This is a genomic window from Plantactinospora endophytica (assembly GCF_016862915.1).
GTDB lineage: Bacteria > Actinomycetota > Actinomycetes > Mycobacteriales > Micromonosporaceae > Plantactinospora > Plantactinospora endophytica.
Genome location: NZ_BONW01000001.1, coordinates 40,333 through 58,187, shown reverse-complemented (window position 1 = coordinate 58,187; position 17,855 = coordinate 40,333). Strand labels below are relative to the sequence as shown.

Sequence of the window (17,855 nt, the reverse complement as noted above, 5' to 3'; positions counted from 1 at the left end):
CGTTCGGGCAGGTGTGGTCGGATCCGGCGCCCCCAAAAGTGGAGTAAGACGCGATGAAGTTCGCGATCAGCTACAGCACGCCCTTCTACGGCGTCGACCCCGAGAAACTCGTCGGCTACGCCCAGCACGCCGAGTCGTGCGGCTTCGAGTCGCTCTACCTGCCCGAGCACATCGTGCTGTACCCCGGCGCGATGTTCGGCCAGTCCGAGATTCCGCCGACCCTGCCGTACGCCGACCCGCTCGACTGTCTGAGCTTCGTCGCGGCGGCCACCCGGCGGATCCTGCTCGGCACCGGCGTACTGCTGCTGCCGTACCACCACCCGGTGACCCTCGCCAAGCGGCTGGCCACGATCGACGTGCTGTCGAAGGGGCGGATGCGGCTGCTGACCGTGGGACTCGGCACCCTGCCCGGCGAGGCCCGCGCGGTCGGTGTCGACTTCGCCAGCCGGGGCCGCCGCGCGGACGAGTCGATCGACGTACTGCGGCTGCTCTGGGGCGGTGGCGAGGAGGGCGTCAGCTTCCACGGGGAGTTCTTCGACTTCGACGACCTGTGCAGCTTTCCGAAGCCGTACGGCGTCACCCAACTGCCGATCCACGTCGGCGGTTCGAGCCGGGCGGCGGCCCGCCGGGCCGGACGACGCGGTGACGGCTATTTCCCCGGCGGCGCGCTCACGCCGCAGGAGCGGGCCGGCCAACTCGACCTGGCCCGGTCGACCGCCGCCCGGGCCGGGCGGGACCCGGACGCGATCGAGTACACCCGCTGGGGGTCGATCGACATGTCGACGGAACGGGTAGAGGCGTTGGCTGCGGAGGGCGTGACCCGGGTGGTGGTCGGCGCCGGCAGTACGGAGCCGGAGCGGCAGCGCGACGAACTGTCCGCGTTCGCCGAGCGGTTCGGCCTGCTGGACAGTCGAGTGGACCAGCCCGGCCCGGGACCGGGCTGACGGCCTGGAACGGCACGGTGACAGCGTCCTGAGGCGGCGCGACCAGGCGGAACATCGTGTCAGTGGCCGTGTCAGGGCGAGGTCAGGGCAGTGACAGGCCAGCCGCTGATAGTTGCCACATGACGAACTACAGCGCTTCCCTCTCCGACCAGGACAAGATCACCCTCCGCACCGCCGGGTACGGTGCCGTCGAGCTGCTGTCGATCGCCGGCGTCGCGGACTCGCCCCACAAGATCGCCACCAACGGCTTCCTCGCCCTGACGTCGGCGACCGGCCTGGTCGGGCACGTACTCGCCGAGAAGCCGAAGGGCGAGAAACTGAACCGCAAGTCCGCAGCCGCACTCGCCGACCAGGTACTGCCGGCCCTGACCGATTCCATGCACCTGCTCAAGAAGCAAGACCCGGCGGAAGCCGACAACTTCCGCAACACCGTCATCGTCGCCGTCAACGCGGCTGCCGGGGCCCAACGTGGCGAGGTCAGTCCGCCGATGGCCGAGATGATCCGCAAGATCACCGAAGCCCTCGACGCCGCCTGACGGCACGTCGAACCCCGCAACTGGGGGCCACAGGCAGAACGCCCGGCAGGTCGTTTCGACTGCCGGGCGTTCTGCTTGTTCAGTGGCGGTGGCGGCGGGATTTGAACCCGCGGAGGGCGTAAACCCTCACACGCTTTCGAGGTCTGCGATCATGCGTCCGGACCGGTCCGACAGTGGCCGTGACCAGCAGTCCGACTGTCTGTCGGACCGGCACGGACAACCTTGTACGACAGCGAATGAGACCACAACTGAGACCGTTGGTCCCAGTTACCCGGGCTCCTCAGGTGGAACCATTAGCTTGGGAAGCATCGGAGGTGCGCTGTCCGGCCAGCCGCGCCTTGGTCACCGTGGTCGGCGACCGCCTCAATTGACCTCTGTTGTCCTGGTTCGATGCTAAACTGCATCGGCCGATGCCGGCAGCAGGCCAGGCCCAGAACATCAAGCTAGCCGCTCAGCCGGTCCCGCTCTGAGACGCAAGGATTCTGTCGACCTAGAAATCGCTGTTGTACGGTCAACGGCACCGCCAGACACGCGCCCCAAACCGAGTAGCGCGCTCTCAATCGCCCGCAATCTATCAATCACTTCTCGGGCAGAATCGGCAAAAGCCTCTTTCGCCACCTGTTCATCTTCAACAATCCAGGCAAGAACCGCATTAAGCAGCACGCGTTTCGCTTCCCGGCGCTTTCGTTTATCTTTCTCTGAAAGCGCGCGTTCGGCATCATCTTTGAAGCAAGAGGGGTAGTACATCTCAAAGTCGGTGCGGTTCAAGTTGATGAAGCGATCCGCTGGCCAACCGGAGAAATTTCGCCTCAAAGTTTCGATGACCGCGATTCCCGACCGATCTCCATCTGCGATCACCCACGCGCGACCCCGATACATCGGCTCAAGGTGAGCGAACAAAAAGAGTTCTCGAAAGTCCTGCATGATCGGCTCAAGCCGTGAAGTGCCGCTGGCCGCTAACGTCCTAAGGCGAAGCAGGCGAGGAGCAAACCAGGGGATAAGGAATTCTCTGGCCAAGCGCTCGGCGCTGGACTCCTCGAAAATGAGCCACCCCTCTCCGAGATCGAGATCGGCCAACTCATAGCCAAGGTCCTGCAATACGGATATCCGCGAGGCCGGCGAGTTGATAACGTCATAGGAACTCGTTGGTGGAATCTCGCCGTCACTCGTGGTATGAACGACTACAGCACCAGGGATGGCGCCAAGCTTAGCCATAACGATGCTGCTATGAGTCGTTATGACGAACTGATTCTCAGCCGAGGCGGCAAGTATCAAGCCTAGAAGCGATTTCAACGCCTGCGGGTGGAGATCATTCTCCGGCTCCTCGATTAGGAATAACTTATTTCGACTTGCACTTAAGCTGAGAAGCAGGTTCAGAGCCGAAGTAATTCCCGCCCCCATCGCATGTAGCGGTATCTCGGTGAAACGATCGACTTGAATGCCCAGCTGCTGCTGCCCATGCTCGTTTGTCAAGATGTTCAGGCTGACGCCAAGAACATCTCGGCATGAAGTACGGAACGCGCGGGCCTCGGGTATCTCCGAGGTAGCGAGAGCCATCACTCTCGAAACGAGATTCGAATCGGTTGGACTGACAGTTATGGCGGAATTTCGTCGAACTTGCTCTTCATAGCGTGATTGACGTCGGGTAGCTAGAACTGGGTATATAGAGTTTCTTGGCTCCACATTACCAGCCAGCGGCACAAACGATTTGGCCCTCTCCGTAATTTGACCCCTGAGATTCTGCCCCACTCCCTTTAGCCGAAGGACAGATCCCGGCGCGATTTCGCCTGCATGCCTCGAATCGCTGAAATTGTGCCATTGACCCAACGTCAAATCGATCTCATACGAGGAAGCCCCAACGCGGACGTCACTTTCTCCCTGCTGCGCCCCCTCTTGGGACAGATAAAGCGCACGGATGACGGTCGATTTTCCCGAGTTATTACGACCGACAAGCAAAGTCACGGGACCAAGCGGAATTTTACCGGAGTCAACGACCGACCGGAAGTTTCGTATCGATATCGAGGTGTAAAGCATTTTTCCCCTCAATCCACCCCAAGGGTGCTACAGACGATCTAATGCGTCAATTTCGGAGCTAGAGGCACCTTCGTGCGAGAAGCTAATTGCATCGACGCAGCTTAAGCCCTTCTCTGCCATCCCGTCCTCCGCCGAGCCACGGCTGGAGGGGCCAAGGCCAGGGTGACGAACGGGGCAGTTCCCCAACTACCCACCCACCGAGGCTGTTCGGCAACTCCATCCTGGAGTCGTCTGGCCCCACCGGGGGCAGAGCTCTCTGCCCTCACCTCCGCTCCTTCCCTCCCTGGGGCCTCAGCGGCGGGTACGGAGCGTTCAGCGCAGGGCAGTACTGGCCGCAATCAGGGCCGGCACCAGCGTCTCCCAGTCCATATCCGCAAGGTACAAGCCTCGGTCGCGCCGACTCCCCCACTGCCCTCGCCTCCCCTTAACCAGAGGCTCCGCCGGAGACATCGGCTCTGACCGTTACTCGCTCGCGAATGTCGCGAATCCGTCAGCAACTAGACCGTGTCTCGGCTCTTGTCTTCGTGTATGCAAGGTGGATGGATCTCGATGTCGCACACACAGCCTCCGCCGTGATGCCATACGCAACCGCCGTAGTCGCGGCCTACGGCAAGGACACCGTTGACAAAATTCGTGAACTCGCGATCGCGCATGCTTCCGACGCAACAGTCAACCTCGGGCAGCAGTTACTCAACCGGATACTGAGGCGCGAGCAGTCCAGGGCTTCCATCGAGGAAGCCATCAACTACGCAGCCGGCGGAGAAAAAGATGGAGATGCAGCGCTACGCCTGCAAATTCGCCAGGCCCTTGCCGATGACGCCGCCCTGGTTCGTGACATAGCGGCCATGTTGCCTCCGGCTGATATCGAGGCAGTCGGCGAGCGTTCGATCGTGATCGAACAAAATAGTGGAATCGCTAGCACTGGCAACAACGCATTCAATGTGAGGGAACAGCATAATCATGGCTCCGGCGTCTTCATCGGTCGCGACTACAATTTCGGATCGGGTAGTGAATGACCGCGTCTACTCCCGACCATGGACCTCGGGATCAACACAACCACAGTAGCGGCATCTTCGTCGGTCGCGACCTGAACATAGAAACCCTTGACGCAAAGACCAAGGCACTGCTGGCCAAGCTTTCAAAGGATGCCCCCGCGCTGGCCAATCTTCTCGCCACAGCGCTACGGGATGGCGTCATCTCCCCCGACGTGGCCTTCGCTCTTGGAGCCGCAGCTCGCAGCATCAACGAGGATGTAGCCAGCCTCCTGTACCGCGCGAGTCGTTGTATCAATGAGGACGTCGCCCACATGTTGCGTCGCGCAGGCGAAAGTATAAACCCGGAAGTCGCGCAGCAAATAAGCACCGCGTCCACAACCCTAGAGCAGGCTTTACGTGAATTCACAGACCTGACAGGAAGGATTCGGAGCGCTACGTCCTCGCTTCGGAACACAAGCTCCGAGATCCGAGAGTGGGAGCGCGTCGCCGACGCAATGGACGTCGCAGCTCAAAACATGGCCTACGCAGCTCAGGCGCAAGAATCTAGTACGGTTGGATGGTCGTGGAAATCCTTCGGCTGGGGCGCTGGCGTTTGCCTATTTGCCATCATAACTATCTTAGTGTTGTGGACTGCTGGCGTGCATAAGTGAAGAAACATCCTCGGCTTGACTTGTAGTGGGCACTTGTAGCGGCTGGGCGCCTGGATGACCACGACGGCCGGCGATCTGACGGCAAAGCGGCAAAGCCAGTCCAGGTGGTCATCTCTAGGACCCGCACCGGGTCGCTTCACCCGGGCACCAGAGGCTACCTACGTGCGGGCTTTCGGCCCGGTCGCTTTTCCGCTAAGCCAGCGGCGGCGGGCGGGCAACGACGACGTGCGCCGAGTTGGGGCGGCTAGGAGCGGGTGAAAATGGGCCGAGTATCACACAATGTGAATCTCAACCACTGCACCAGACGGCTTGAGCACCGTCAACTGCCCGTCAGAATCGATGTGTCGCCAGATTCCCGCTGCCAGTCGGAGTGCCTTGCACACTGCCTCGGTCTGGTCCCGGGCGGGGATCCGCTCCAAGGCCGCCGCAGCATCGGCGGTCAGGTTCATCGTCACTCGACGTCCGGCCACTCAGTCCATCCCCGTAGTCCCGCGAACCTGCTCCGTCATCGGCGCCACCTAGGTCAGTGGAGCTTGCAGCACCGTCGTGGCCGCCGGCCGGCAGCCGCACGCGTAGACCACCGGCACCAGTTGCAGACGGCCACGCGCGATCATCCGCTTACACACCCGCGATCCTGCGGGTCGCGGCCAGCCCGCCGCTTGAGGTAGTAGCGCAGGCATTCATGCGGCCTGGTCACGGCTGGTTCTCGGCGGCGCTGCACAGGACGCTCAGCGACACCAGCACCTCGGTACACGGCGGGTGCGGCTCGCGGTCCGCCCGGTTGCAGGCAGGTTCGTGGCCGGAAACCCACGCCCACAGGTAGCCGTCGGAAAGCACCACACGCCGATGCGTCTGGGTCACTACCAGGTCCAGGCCGTTCATCGGCCTTCGGAGGTGCCGCAGCCCTGACGTCTGCTGTTCTACCGTGCACCACTGCGCATGTTGTAGCCGTAGCAGGGTGCCCTCTGGCAGCTCGGGAACCTCGACCCGCACCGCTGGGCGGCCCCGATCGCTGCTCAGACTCAGGGACCAGCGTCGAGAACGGTTGTCGATCACCGCTCCCACACCCGGTACCCGTGGTCCCGGCCCTAGGTAAACGACGGAAGGCGATCCAGCCGGGTCGGCGCCTCGCAGGGCGGCTGGTCGGCGATCGCCCCGCCTCGGTCCCCGGATGGCGGACGCGGGACGTTCGGTGTAGTGCAAGCGGCGGAAAGGCCAGACCATGACACGCGCTCCCTCCGGTCGCGGCGCCCCGGACCACCGGTCACGGAGCGCCGCTCTCACCTTGGCGGTCGGGCCGGATCCGCACGGGGTTCGAACCCGACTCGACGGGGCGTGGTCCCATCGGGTACCGCTACCTGGTTGACCACGCCCTATAGATAGCCTTCCGGTGCCGCCTGTTAAAGACCAGGGGACTGATGTTCGCCAGCTTGTACGCGGACAAGCGGCATCTGTCAGTCGCCGAGCGTCATGGCGTACTGAATGGCCATGAGGTCCGAACGCATGACAAAGCGAGTCACCTCGAAGGGCGTGCCGTTGTCATCATGGGCGGCGTGCAGGACGACGATGACGGGCACGCCTGGCTGAAGTTTCAGGGCGAGTGCTTCGTCTCGGGTGGGGAATCGGGTCGTTACCTGTTCCCTGATGTGGGTGATTCGGTGGCCGAGATCCTCGAACCTGGCGAAGAGTCCACCGGCTCCGAGGTTCTTCTTGCTCGCGATTGCCGACGTCCCGGCGATGTGCAGGGGTATATACGTCTGACCGAGTTGCACCGGCTCGCCGTCGGCGAAGTACCGATTCTCCCGGCAAATTACGCTCTCTCCTGGAGTCAGCAATAGCAGGGTGGCTATATCGCTAGGCGCTGGCTGCCGGGTGACCGACTGACACTCGGTGACTGGGATCCGGCCCTGCATTGTTGCTTCCGCGCGAAACGGTGTCAGGCCGGTTGCCTGTCGGATTCGCTGCGAGTAGCGGTCTGTGCCGAGGCGTGTAAGCGGTGGCCGGCTACGCACGAAGACATCGTAAAGCACGGTTGCGGCTTGCGCCCGACGGGATGCACTGCCAAGCGTCGACCTCCTGGGGGAGACTGACCCTGCTGACGCTGCCGGCCGAGTGTCCATATGATGGACGTCCGAATTCGTCAAAAGCGGCGGAACTACCGGAGAGGGTTCGGTTTCCCAATCATCCCGCGCGTTGCCCGCCAGTCGTTCAAGCTGGCCGTTGGCGTCAAGGGCCGCGTCGAGCGCTTCGGCTATGTGAGGAGTGGGTGGTTTGGCGCCGCTCTCGATGTCCCACAGGTAGGTGTGTGAGTAGTGGACGATCTTCGCCAGCTTGCGGAACGAAAGTCGCTGCTGCCGCCGTAGTTGCCGCATAAGACGGGGAAAGTCTTGCTCACCGAGCATCGTGCACCGTCTCAGTCCGTATCGGGGCGGTGGCCTTGGTGGTGGATTTCGGGGTGCGGCGCTGCACAAGGGCGACGCCTCCGAGAACAAGAAGCATTCCGCCGATCATGGGAGCTGTGACTGGTTCGGCGACGACCAGGGCTCCGAGGATGACGGCAACCACTGGTAGGAGATAGGTGGTGATGGAGGCGAGAGTTGGCCCTTCATCGCCGATGAGTCGATAGTTGAGCACGTAGGCGACGCCGGTGCCGAGGATGCCGAGAATGACCAGGCTGGCCAAAGCGTCAAGGCGCCATTGTGGTGCGGTGAACCCGCCGAGCGGCAGCGCTAGGACCATCAGCAGGGTTCCGGCTGCGAGCTGTGTGGCGGACAACATGATCGGAGAGGTTCCCCGGTTCGCCAGGAACCGGCCCATGTAGACGTAGGAGATGCCGTAGCTGGCAGAAGCGATTAGGATGGCGACTCCTCCCCAACTGGCTATTTCGTTGGCCGACTCCCATGGCGTGAAGATGAGCACAGTGCCGACGAAGCCGAGGGTCAAACCCAGGCCGCGCGACCATGTAGCGGTGCGATCGGTCCCGACCCCAAAGGCGAACAACGCTGTCCATAGTGGTGTGGTCGCGTTGATGACTCCAGCCACGTTTGAATCAACGGTGCGTTCACCAACTGCGAATAGGGTGTAGGGGATGGCGTTGGCAACCAGCGCCGCAACGAACAGGTGTCCCCATGTCCTGCGGTCAGTGGGAAACCGTAGGCCCCGATGAAGTGCTATGGGGACGAGTACCAGTGCGCCGAGGGCGAGACGGACAAGGACGATCTGGACCGGGGAGAAGCCGCGTAGTGCCAGCTTGATCCAGAGGAATCCGGACCCCCATAGAAGTGCGAGCATCAACAGCCGAACCAGACTGCCGCGACTCATCTGGCACCTTTCGTCAGTCCTCGACGGGCATTTCGTAGTCCAGTCCGTTCAGATCACCACGCATGACGAAGCGGGTGACCTCGAAGGGCTTGTGTTTATCGTCAAAGCTGGTGTGCAGCACCTCGATGACCGGTACGCCGGGCGGCATGCTCAAGCCGGTGAATTCCTCGTGGTACGGCATCCGGGCCGAGATCTCTTCCCGGATGCGTGTGATCCGGTAGCCGAGGTCTTCGAACCTCGCGTAGATGCTGCCTTTGCCGAGAGTCCGCTCTGAGGCGAGCGGCGAGTCACCGGCCACATCGACGGGAATGTAGGTCACGCCCACCTGTACGGGCTCGTCGTCAGCGAAGTACCAGTTCTCGCGGCGGATGACTGTCGCGGTGTTCGGGTCGAGCCCGAGCCGATCGGCAACGTCTGCCGGTGGCTTGTCCCGGGTGACGGACCGGCACTCGGTCTTCGGTGTCCGGCCCTGTTTCGTGACTTCGATGCGGAACGGCGATAGCCCGGTCTCACTGCGCAGGCGCCGCGAATACCGGTTGGCGCCGAGCCGCATCAGGGGCGTCCGTGGGCGGACAAAGACGCCGCGCCCGTGCTGCGCAACGACCAAGCCCTCCCCTTGCAGGATGCTGATTGCTTCCCTGGCGGTGTTGCGGGCCGTCCCGTACTGGGCGGCAAGCTCTCGCTCTGACGGCAGCTTGGCCCCGGGCGCCAACTCGTCAGATTGAATGCTCGTGCGCAGGTCATCGGCGATGCGTCGGCTCGGGGGACGCCTGTCTGTGCCGGCTTGATCGTCCATGGTTTGCCTGCCTGGGGTCGGTGGTCCCTGCCGTCGACCAGCCTACCGCAACTGGCTCAAGCCACCTCTTGACAGATGTCCGTCACGCCTCCCACACTGGCTCAAGCCAGTCAACTGGCTCAAGCCAGTTGCTTCCGCTCCTAGAGGCAGGGAGTTCGCGTGCACCCCCATCTGTCCGTCGATGACGACCCGACATCCCAAGACCTGGCCGCGATCGACCGTGAATGGCCGTTGATCGAGGCTGAGTTGGCACTGTTGGACGCGGAGATCACCGCGCTCAACGCCGACGGTGGCCCGTCGCCGCTGGACCGGCGCCGGATCCGGCGGGCCGAGCAGCGGGTGATGCGGGAGGCCGCCGCCCTGGGCGAGCTGCTGCCCGAGTCGCCGCGCGTGTGGAAGGCGGTGGCCTGATGACCACGCCGTCCATGAGCGCCTACCCCCGGGCCGTCGAAGACCTGATCCCCGCCGCCCGTGCCCTGGCCGACAAGCTCGGCCGAGTCCCGTCCCGGAACCTGCTGATGCGGGAGCTGCGGGTGGGTTCACCGAAGGCGACCGCGCTACGGGAAGCCCTCGCCACCGCCGAATTCACCCCCACCGCCCCACCTGCTGCGGCCCCGGTGGACACCCCGCCGGGTCCGGCAACCGAGCCGGTCCCGGCCGAGCCAACGACCGAACCTGAACCGTCATCTTCCCTCGCCGAGCCGGTCACCGGCCCGGAGGTGTCTACGCCGGTCGCGGTGGTCGGACACCCGAGTTCCACGATCACCACCGGCCCGGTTTCGGCTGTGCGGAAGCCGATGCGGTCATGGGTGTTGCTGCTTTTGGCCGCTCCCGCGTTCGTCGCCATCTGGTCGGGGTGGGTCGGACTCGGTGAACTCACCGGGTTCGGGGTGGTTCACCCGCTGCCGGGGATCTGGGACAGCTTCTCCCTGAACACCGCGATCACCCTGCCGGTCGGTGTCGAAGCCTATGCCGCCTACGCGCTGCGGGCGTGGCTGTCCGGTGACGGCGTACCTCGCCGGGCACGCCGGTTCGCGGCCTGGTCGGCGATCGGGTCGCTGCTGCTCGGCGCGGCCGGGCAGGTGGCGTACCACCTGATGGAGTCTGCCGGGGTGACGTCGGCCCCGTGGTGGATCACGACCCTCGTTGCCTGCCTGCCGGTCGCGGTGCTCGGCATGGGCGCTGCCCTGGCCCACCTGCTGCACACCCGCGACGGGTCCTGACTTCGCCCGGCGGCGCGGCCTCTGGCCTCGCAAACCTTCGCCGCGCCGCCGGCCCTGCCATCTGAGATCACCAAACCCCTGATGGAGGAACACCAATCATGACCTCCCCCAACGATGATCGGTTCGACTGGACGGCCGCCGAAGCGGACCTGTCCGCCGATGCAGAGGTCGTCGACCTGGCCGCCCGCCGCCGCAAGCCCACCGACAGCGTGAAGTCGTTCACGGTCGACCTTGACGACGAAGCCGACGACCAGGAGGCCGACACCCCGCCACCGGTCGACCCGCCACACGTACCAGCACCGTCGGCGTTCGCGTCGGTGCTGGCAGGCAAGACCGCGACCCGCCGCCCGATCGTCCCCGCGTGGCTACGGTCTCGGGTCGATTTGGTCACGGCTGGCCGGTGGGCGTTCTCGCACTACACCCACGTCAGCCTCTACCACCTCACCCGGTCACCGAAGTACACGCTCCGGCTGGCGTGGCGGGCACCGTTCGGCGTAGCCCGCGTCCTGGGCGCCACCGTCCGATGGGTGTCCGACGCCGAAGGCATCCCGGTCCGGCTGGCCGCCGTCCGCCGCGAAGACGCCGAGCTGTACCTGAAGCTGTCCCGGCAGCGGGATGCGCGGGTGCGCTGGCGCGGCATCGTCGTCACGGCCGTGCTATTGCTCGGCGTACCGACGGTCGCGGTGCTGATGGCCCTGGCCGGTTCATGGCAACGCTGGGCCATCCTCGCCGGAGCGGTAGCCCTGCTCGGCCTGGCGGGCACCCCGAAGGACAAGCCGCTGCTGGACGTGGCCGCCGTAACCCCACGCGCCCGGAAGCTGTCGGCCGACGTCGTGACGCGGGCGTTCCTGGCCGCCGGCCTGTGCAAGGTCGATGACCCGATCACCTTCCCGATGCCGATCATGCGCGACGGTCCCGGCTGGCGGGCCGTGGTCGACCTGCCGTACACCACCACCGCCGACAAGGCGATCAAGAGGCGGACCGAGCTGGCCGCCGGCCTCGACCTGGACGAGGTACAGGTGTGGCCGGAGCGGGTACGCGGCACCTCCGGCTCCGCCCGCCGACTGTCCCTGTGGGTGGCGGACGAGGACCCGTACGCAAAGCCGTCCGGGCTGTGGCCGCTGATCGACCGGGGGAGCGTGGACATCTTCGCCCCCTTCCCGTTCGGCCAGGACCAGCGCGGACGGCCGATCCCGTTGCTGCTCATGTTCACGTCGCTGCTCGTTGGCGCGATCCCGCGCATGGGCAAGACGTTCGCGGCCCGTCTGCCCGTGCTGGCCGCTGCCCTGGACCCGATCGTGGAACTGCACGTCTACGACGGCAAGGGAGGCCAGGACTGGCGGGCATTCGAGCGGATCGCCCACCGTGCCGGCTACGGCGTCCGGGACGAGATCGTGGAAGCCCTGGTGGAAGACCTCCGGGCACTGGTGGTGGACATGAACCGGCGCTACGACACCATCTCCACGCTGCCGCCGGACCTGTGCCCAGAGTCGAAGGTGACCCGAGAGATTGCCGAGAAGCGGTCACTCAAGCTGTGGCCGGTCCTCGTCGCGATTGACGAATTCCAGCGCTACTCCGGCCACCCCGTACACGGGGATGAGATCGTGTCGCTGCTGACCGAGCTGTGCAAGGTCGGCCCGTCGGTCGGGATCATGATCCTGCTCGCGACGCAGAAGCCGGACGGCAAGGCCGTACCGACCGATCTGCGCGACAACATCGGTACCCGGTTCGCGCTCAAGACCATGACGTGGCAGTCCTCCGAGGCGGTGTTGGGCGCAGGTTCGTACCCGGCTGGCTACGACTCCTCCCGCTTCCAGCGCGCCCACAAGGGGGTCGGGATTCTGCTCGGCGCCGACGACTCCGGCGCCGTGGAAGAAGCGGTGACCGTACGGACCAACTTCGCGAAGACCGCGCACGTGGAAACCGTCGTGGCCCGCGCCCTGGCGCTGCGGCAGAAGGCGGGCACCCTGACCGGGCACGCCATCGGCCAGGCCCCGGAGCAGACAACCAGCGCCGGTGACATCCTGCTCGACGACATCCTCACCGTCGTATCGGCCACCGAACCGAAAGTGTGGTCAGAGACCGTCGTCGCCCGCCTGGCCGAGCTGCGCCCCGACGTCTATGGCGGATGGGAACCCGCCCAACTCGCGGCGGCACTCAAGCCGCACCGCATCCCCGTCGGCCGACAGGTCTGGGGCACCGACCCGACCACCGGCAAAGGCGCCAACCGCAAGGGCATCCACCGCGACGACATCACCAACGCCGTGACCGAACGTAATCGGCGACGCAAGGCCGGATAGTCCGGCGCGGGCCGCTAGGTCTAGCCCCCGGCACAGCTAGACCTAGCGGCACCGCTAGCCCTTGATCTGAACCCCTGCCAGGACGCTAGCGATCTAGCGGCCTCAGCCCCACACGCTCGAAAACCGGCCCTGGAGGCACCCGTGGACGCGTCTGCGATCATCGCTAGCCTGCTCTGCCCGATCTTCACCCTGATAACGCTTGGTTACCTCGGAGTCTGCGCCGTCTCGCCGTTCGGAGCATGCCGACGCTGCCACGGCAACGGCCGAGGACGCACCTACCGGCACTGCAACCGCTGCGACGGCACCGGCCGCCGCATCCGCATCGGCCGGCACATCTGGAACGAGATCCGCCGCGAACACCGGAACGGCACCCGATGAACCAGCACCTGCCACACACCGACTGGTGCACCCGTGACCACCGCTGCAACCTCGGCGAACACCGCTCGGCGCCCCTCCTGGTCGACCTCCCCGGACACGGCCGCGCCGTCCTCACCCGCGTCCGCACCGACACCGGCCGCGAACACGCCGAGATCCGCGTACGCGTCGCCCTGGCCGCCACCGAACCCGCCGCCCGCCGGCAACTCGCCAGCCTGCTCACCGACCTCCGCCAGGTCGTCACCCGCGCAGCTCTCGCCGGCCGACCACGACCACGCCACGCCGCCTGACCAATCCGCCGCCCGCCAGAAGGGAGAAGCCTCATCGTGACCCGAGCACCCGCGCATGACCTGAACGCCGAGCAGGCGGTCATCGGCGCCGCGCTCCTCGCCCCGAACGTGGTCGCCGAGTTGGCCGGCACGCTCGCACCGGCCGACTTCTACCGACCCGTACACGGCCGGTTGTGGGAGGCGCTGTGCGCCATGCAGGCCACCGGCCAACCGGTCGACCCGATCGCCCTGGCCGCCCGCCTCGCCGACTCCGGAGACCTCGGCAAGGTCGGCGGAGCGCCCTACCTACACACGCTGATTCAGTCGGTACCGACCGCCGCGAACGCCAGCCACTACGCCCGGATCGTTGCCGACCACGCCCGCCGCCGGCAGGTTGCCGACCTCGGCGTCTACATCGCCGAACGGGCCGGCACCGACACCGACGTCGCCGAAATCGTCGCGACCGGCCGCGCCATCCTCGACCAGGCCGCCGCAGGTTCCCAGTGGTCACCCCTCATTCCGCTCGGCAACCGGCGGCACCTCCCCGACTTCCCCGGGTACGTCCTGCCCGAGTGGGTCGCCAACATGGTGTACGGCGTCGCCGAGTTCACCCAAACTCCGGTCGACCTGGCCGGCTGTATCGCCCTGGCCGCCCTGTCCACCGCCGCCGGAGGCCGCGCCGAGGTAGAGGTACGCGGCTCATGGCGCGAACCAACGAACCTGTTCACAGTCGTGGTGCTGCCTCCGGGGTCGCGAAAGTCGGCCGTGTTCGCCGCGATGATCGGGCCGCTCCTAACCGCCGAAAGGGCATTGGTGGAGCGGACCAAGCCCGCGATTGTGGAAGCCGAGCTGGCTGCCCGCGTCGCCGGCAAGGCAGCCGAGAAGGCCGCGAACGCCGCAGCAAACGCCGACCAGTCCGGGCGGGACACGCTGTTGGCGGAAGCGACCGCCGCCGCGATGAACGCCGACGCCGTGACCATCCCGGTACTGCCGCAACTCGTCGCCGATGATGTGACCAGCGAAGAAGCCGCTTCCTTGCTGGCCGAGCAGGGCGGACGCCTGGCCGTCCTCTCCCCGGAGGGCGGCATCTTCGCCACCATCGCCGGCCGCTACTCCGGCACTCCCAACCTAGAGGTGTTCCTGAAAGGCCACGCCGGAGACATGCTCCGGGTCAACCGGCGCTCCCGCTCGCCGGAACACGTCGAGCACCCGGCGCTCACGCTCGGTCTGGCCGTTCAGCCCGACGTGTTGCGCGACATCGCGGACATGCCGGGGTTTCGCGGTAAGGGTCTCCTGGCGCGGATCCTGTTCAGCCTGCCGGAGAACACCGTTGGTCGGCGGAAAATCGGCGCCGATCCGGTGTCGGAGCAGGTAGCCAGCGCTTACACGGCCAACCTCGGCGCCCTGGTGATGACCCTCGCCGAGTGGACCGACCCGGCCGTGCTGCCGCTGACCCCCGAGGCCAACGAGCGGGTGTTGGACATCGAACGGGCGGTAGAGCCGCGCCTTGCTCCCGGTGGTGCCTGGGGACACCTCGTGGACTGGGGCAGCAAGTACACCGGGGCCGTCGTCCGGCTGGCCGGGCTCATTCACCTCGCCGAGCACCTACGCGATGGATGGGGGAAGCCGATCCAGGCAGAGACGGTCGAGCGGGCCGGCCTGCTCGGCGACTACTTCGCCGCGCACGCCCTGGCCGCCTTCGACGACATGGGCACCGACAAGAGCACCCGATACGCCAGGCTCGTGCTGGCCTGGATCGAACGCACCGCCGCCACCACGTTCACGAAACGAGAGCTGTACCGGGGTGTGCGGAGCCAGATTCCGACCGCCGCCGATCTTGACCCGGTGCTGTCGCTGCTGGAGATCCACGGCTACCTCCGGCAACTCAATGCGCCGGCCCGAACCGGTGCCGGCCGACCCGCGTCGCCATCTTTCCTGGTGCACCCCGAGGTGCACGGCAGCGCCGGCACGGTCCACGGGCTGCCCGGCTGGGCCAGCCGGAGGCCAGCGTGAACCCGTGGACGGAATGGCCGGAATGGCCAATATCCGGGGCCGAGCAGGATTCTGGCCATTCTGGCCATTGCGGCCAGGGCACTCCACGGCGATCCGAGCGGGCCGGCCGAAGCCCGCCCCGCCGCCCACACTCACCGACCCCTCAAAACACCAGCCTGAGCCGAAACGCGCTCCACACGGCGATGAAGGCAGGCAACACGCGCTCCACCGCAACACCGACTGGGGAGGAATCCGTGAGCACCGCCGACAACCGCGTCGTACTCACCATCGAAGAAGCCGCGAAGCGACTCGGCATTGGCCGAACCACCATGTACGCCCTCGTGATGACCGGCGAGATCCGCTCCGTCACCATCGGCCGGCTTCGCCGCGTACCCGTCCGCTGCCTGGACGAATACGTAACCACCCTGCTCGACCAGCCCATGACCCCGGCTGCCTGAGGGAGGCGTACATGCGACGGAGGCCCAACGGAGCATCCAGCATCTACCAGGGCGCCGATGGTTCGTGGCACGGCCGGGTCACGGTCGGTACCAAGGACGACGGCACCCCGGACCGGCGACACGTTCGCGGTAAGACCGAGGCCGCAGTGACCAAGAAGGTTCGTCAACTCGAACGGGATCGGGACAACGGCACGGTTCGCAAGCCTGGGCAGCGCTGGACGGTGAAGACCTGGCTCACGCATTGGGTCGAGAACATCGCCGCGCCATCCGTACGGGAGAACACCATTGCCGGCTACCGCGTCGCCGTGAACCGGCATTTGATCCCCGGTCTCGGCGCCCACCGGATTGACCGCCTGGAGCCGGAACACCTTGAACGGTTCTACGCGCGGATGCAGGCGAACGGCAGCGCACCGGCTACCGCGCACCAGGCCCATCGGACTATCCGAACCGCGCTCAATGAAGCAGTGCGCCGTGGTCACCTCACCCGCAATCCCGCCTCGCTGGCAAAGGCGCCACGCCTATCCGACGAGGAGATCGAGCCCTACTCGGTCGCGGAGGTGCGGCGGCTCATGGCAGCGGCAGCATTACGACGGAACAGCGCCCGATGGGCAATCGCGCTTGCCCACGGCCTCCGCCAGGGCGAAGCCCTCGGATTGAGATGGGCGGATGTCGACCTGGACGCCGGAACCCTCATCGTGCGTCGTGGTCGGCAGCGCCCGAGGTGGCGGCACGGTTGCGCCGAACCGTGCGGCCGGAAGCACGGCGGACACTGCCCCGATCGGCAACCGACCCGGGCTGCTACCGCCGACACGAAGTCGCGCGCCGGGCGCCGCAGCATCGGGCTTCCCGACGAGTTGGTGGCCCTGCTTCGGAAGCACCGGGTCGAGCAGGACCAGGAGCGCCAGAAAGCCGGACAGCTCTGGCACGACGGCGGTTGGCTGTTCGCCACGCCGACCGGCGAGCCGGTCAACCCACGCACCGACTACGACGAGTGGAAGCGGCTGCTCAAGCTGGCCGGCCTCCGGGACGGCCGACTGCACGATGCCCGGCACACGGCCGCCACGGTGCTGCTGATCCTCGGCGTGGCCGAGCGGGCAGTGATGGGCATCATGGGCTGGTCCAACTCCGCCATGGCGGCAAGGTATCAGCACCTCACGGCGGAGGTACGTCGGGATATCGCGCAGCGCGTAGGCAATCTGATTTGGGATGATCACCACTAATGTGAGTTGCCACCCCTTGCGAGTGACCGCATCATCACAGGATGACGCCGGAAAGACGAGTGCCACTGGCAAGCATCAACTTCCCGGAGGCGCAAGCCAGAGAAGCTGCCACTCAGAGCTTGTACCTAGACGAGCTTGGTCGACAGGCACGACTAGCTAACGACGGCATTGCCCATGCCCTAACCCTCGGCCAGACCACGCCGGATACCCGGGATCCCTCCGTGTGGGCCGCCCTTCAATCTGCCCTCTTTGCCTCCATAGTTGTAGCACGGCTACTCAAACCTATAACGAAGTGCAAATATCCCGGCATGACTTATAGCCAGACCAAGCAATACGCAGAAAATCGCGGAACTGCTTTGATGTCCCTCCTGGACATCGACCCCTCGTCGCCACTCTTTTCCGTCTTCAACGTTCGAAACGCGTTCGAACATTACGACGAGAAACTAGACTCGCACATCGTAAGTGATATTGCCTGTCTATCCGATTGGTATATCTCTGACGGAATAGCCCTGGCCACGCCTGCGGATAGCACCAATCCGGCAAGGGCAGTCGGACTAAGGGTCTTCTATCCAGGTGGAGGTCTCTTGATCTTTGACAGCACCATGCTGGATCTGTTCGCACTAGACGTGGCCCTACTCGATCTACGAGTCCAGGTCCGGGACAAGCGAGAAGAACTTCGTCAACGCATCCGAGGCAGAGCGTTGTACGGGGGCCATGTCGTCGTCAGGCTGCTGCCGCCAGA

Annotated in this window: 18 protein-coding genes; 12 read left to right on the top strand and 6 right to left on the bottom strand. The window is 65.4% G+C overall.

The features are described 5' to 3' along the window. Nucleotides 1-53 precede the first annotated feature (53 nt). Both Pen02_RS00265 and Pen02_RS00260 read left to right on the top strand, forming a co-directional pair. Nucleotides 54-944, top strand: coding sequence for a TIGR03619 family F420-dependent LLM class oxidoreductase (locus Pen02_RS00265; RefSeq protein WP_203863836.1), 891 nt, complete (start codon nt 54-56; stop codon nt 942-944). 119 nt (nt 945-1,063) lie between these two features. Next, nucleotides 1,064-1,480, top strand: coding sequence for a hypothetical protein (locus Pen02_RS00260; RefSeq protein ID WP_203863835.1), 417 nt, complete (start codon nt 1,064-1,066; stop codon nt 1,478-1,480). A gap of 438 nt (nt 1,481-1,918) precedes the next feature. On the opposite strand, the gene Pen02_RS00255 is transcribed toward Pen02_RS00260, so the two are convergent. Beyond that, nucleotides 1,919-3,514: an ATP-dependent nuclease gene (locus tag Pen02_RS00255; protein ID WP_203863834.1), complete on the bottom strand. Its 1,596-nt coding sequence runs from the start codon at nt 3,512-3,514 to the stop codon at nt 1,919-1,921. Nucleotides 3,515-4,053: 539 nt separating this feature from the next. Here Pen02_RS00255 and Pen02_RS00250 point away from each other — a divergent pair. Then, on the top strand, nt 4,054-4,530 hold the full coding sequence (locus tag Pen02_RS00250) for a hypothetical protein (RefSeq protein WP_203863833.1): 477 nt from the start codon (nt 4,054-4,056) through the stop codon (nt 4,528-4,530). Next, entirely contained in the window at nt 4,527-5,159 is a 633-nt protein-coding gene (locus tag Pen02_RS00245) for a hypothetical protein (RefSeq protein WP_203863832.1), read from the top strand. The genes Pen02_RS00250 and Pen02_RS00245 overlap by 4 nt, the downstream gene beginning before the upstream one ends. Before the next feature lie 272 nt (nt 5,160-5,431). Here Pen02_RS00245 and Pen02_RS00240 read toward each other — a convergent pair whose 3' ends face one another. The 5 genes from Pen02_RS00240 to Pen02_RS00220 all read right to left on the bottom strand — a co-directional run bounded on the left by Pen02_RS00240 (nt 5,432) and on the right by Pen02_RS00220 (nt 9,276). Beyond that, nucleotides 5,432-5,614 carry a hypothetical protein gene (locus tag Pen02_RS00240; RefSeq protein ID WP_203863831.1) on the bottom strand — a complete coding sequence of 61 codons (183 nt, stop codon included), beginning with the start codon at nt 5,612-5,614 and terminating at the stop codon, nt 5,432-5,434. A 238-nt stretch (nt 5,615-5,852) separates the two neighbouring features. Beyond that, complete coding sequence (locus Pen02_RS00235; RefSeq protein WP_203863830.1) at nt 5,853-6,041, bottom strand: hypothetical protein; 189 nt, start codon at nt 6,039-6,041, stop codon at nt 5,853-5,855. 572 nt (nt 6,042-6,613) lie between these two features. Further along, nucleotides 6,614-7,561 (bottom strand): UTRA domain-containing protein, encoded by a 948-nt coding sequence (locus tag Pen02_RS00230; RefSeq protein ID WP_203863829.1) that lies wholly within the window; start codon nt 7,559-7,561, stop codon nt 6,614-6,616. After that, the gene (locus Pen02_RS00225; protein WP_203863828.1) at nt 7,551-8,480 is read right to left on the bottom strand and encodes a DMT family transporter; all 930 of its coding nucleotides are present in this window, start codon (nt 8,478-8,480) and stop codon (nt 7,551-7,553) included. The genes Pen02_RS00230 and Pen02_RS00225 overlap by 11 nt, the downstream gene beginning before the upstream one ends. A gap of 13 nt (nt 8,481-8,493) precedes the next feature. Then, entirely contained in the window at nt 8,494-9,276 is a 783-nt protein-coding gene (locus Pen02_RS00220) for a GntR family transcriptional regulator (protein WP_203863827.1), read from the bottom strand. Between the two features lie 159 nt (nt 9,277-9,435). Between Pen02_RS00220 and Pen02_RS00215 the strand changes: the two genes are divergently transcribed. From Pen02_RS00215 to Pen02_RS00180, 8 genes are all read left to right on the top strand, one after another. Beyond that, a complete protein-coding gene (locus Pen02_RS00215; RefSeq protein ID WP_203863826.1) occupies nt 9,436-9,687 on the top strand; it encodes a DUF6284 family protein in 252 nt (83 codons plus the stop codon). Continuing rightward, the gene (locus tag Pen02_RS00210; protein WP_203863825.1) at nt 9,687-10,499 is read left to right on the top strand and encodes an ABC transporter permease; all 813 of its coding nucleotides are present in this window, start codon (nt 9,687-9,689) and stop codon (nt 10,497-10,499) included. Before Pen02_RS00215 ends, Pen02_RS00210 begins: the two co-directional genes overlap by 1 nt. A gap of 98 nt (nt 10,500-10,597) precedes the next feature. Further along, nucleotides 10,598-12,799 carry a P-loop NTPase family protein gene (locus Pen02_RS00205; RefSeq protein WP_203863824.1) on the top strand — a complete coding sequence of 734 codons (2,202 nt, stop codon included), beginning with the start codon at nt 10,598-10,600 and terminating at the stop codon, nt 12,797-12,799. Between the two features lie 141 nt (nt 12,800-12,940). Next, nucleotides 12,941-13,177 (top strand): hypothetical protein, encoded by a 237-nt coding sequence (locus Pen02_RS00200; protein ID WP_239139844.1) that lies wholly within the window; start codon nt 12,941-12,943, stop codon nt 13,175-13,177. After that, nucleotides 13,174-13,464, top strand: coding sequence for a hypothetical protein (locus Pen02_RS00195; protein ID WP_203863823.1), 291 nt, complete (start codon nt 13,174-13,176; stop codon nt 13,462-13,464). The genes Pen02_RS00200 and Pen02_RS00195 overlap by 4 nt, the downstream gene beginning before the upstream one ends. Nucleotides 13,465-13,500: 36 nt before the next feature. After that, a complete protein-coding gene (locus Pen02_RS00190) occupies nt 13,501-15,456 on the top strand; it encodes a DUF3987 domain-containing protein (RefSeq protein ID WP_203863822.1) in 1,956 nt (651 codons plus the stop codon). A gap of 233 nt (nt 15,457-15,689) precedes the next feature. Then, complete coding sequence (locus tag Pen02_RS00185; RefSeq protein WP_203863821.1) at nt 15,690-15,893, top strand: helix-turn-helix domain-containing protein; 204 nt, start codon at nt 15,690-15,692, stop codon at nt 15,891-15,893. A gap of 11 nt (nt 15,894-15,904) precedes the next feature. Next, nucleotides 15,905-17,113 (top strand): tyrosine-type recombinase/integrase, encoded by a 1,209-nt coding sequence (locus Pen02_RS00180; protein WP_203863820.1) that lies wholly within the window; start codon nt 15,905-15,907, stop codon nt 17,111-17,113. Nucleotides 17,114-17,855 lie beyond the last annotated feature (742 nt).

Excerpts from the sequence above, each read along its gene's own strand:
- Pen02_RS00205 (WP_203863824.1), top strand. The coding sequence starts at position 10,598 with ATGACCTCCCCCAACGATGATCGGTTCGACTGGACGGCCGCCGAAGCG.
- Pen02_RS00245 (WP_203863832.1), top strand. The coding sequence starts at position 4,527 with ATGACCGCGTCTACTCCCGACCATGGACCTCGGGATCAACACAACCAC.
- Pen02_RS00230 (WP_203863829.1), bottom strand. The coding sequence starts at position 7,561 with ATGCTCGGTGAGCAAGACTTTCCCCGTCTTATGCGGCAACTACGGCGG.
- Pen02_RS00195 (WP_203863823.1), top strand. The coding sequence starts at position 13,174 with ATGAACCAGCACCTGCCACACACCGACTGGTGCACCCGTGACCACCGC.
- Pen02_RS00265 (WP_203863836.1), top strand. The coding sequence starts at position 54 with ATGAAGTTCGCGATCAGCTACAGCACGCCCTTCTACGGCGTCGACCCC.
- Pen02_RS00235 (WP_203863830.1), bottom strand. The coding sequence starts at position 6,041 with ATGAACGGCCTGGACCTGGTAGTGACCCAGACGCATCGGCGTGTGGTG.
- Pen02_RS00180 (WP_203863820.1), top strand. The coding sequence starts at position 15,905 with ATGCGACGGAGGCCCAACGGAGCATCCAGCATCTACCAGGGCGCCGAT.
- Pen02_RS00210 (WP_203863825.1), top strand. The coding sequence starts at position 9,687 with ATGACCACGCCGTCCATGAGCGCCTACCCCCGGGCCGTCGAAGACCTG.
- Pen02_RS00250 (WP_203863833.1), top strand. The coding sequence starts at position 4,054 with ATGGATCTCGATGTCGCACACACAGCCTCCGCCGTGATGCCATACGCA.
- Pen02_RS00220 (WP_203863827.1), bottom strand. The coding sequence starts at position 9,276 with ATGGACGATCAAGCCGGCACAGACAGGCGTCCCCCGAGCCGACGCATC.
- Pen02_RS00225 (WP_203863828.1), bottom strand. The coding sequence starts at position 8,480 with ATGAGTCGCGGCAGTCTGGTTCGGCTGTTGATGCTCGCACTTCTATGG.
- Pen02_RS00260 (WP_203863835.1), top strand. The coding sequence starts at position 1,064 with ATGACGAACTACAGCGCTTCCCTCTCCGACCAGGACAAGATCACCCTC.
- Pen02_RS00255 (WP_203863834.1), bottom strand. The coding sequence starts at position 3,514 with ATGCTTTACACCTCGATATCGATACGAAACTTCCGGTCGGTCGTTGAC.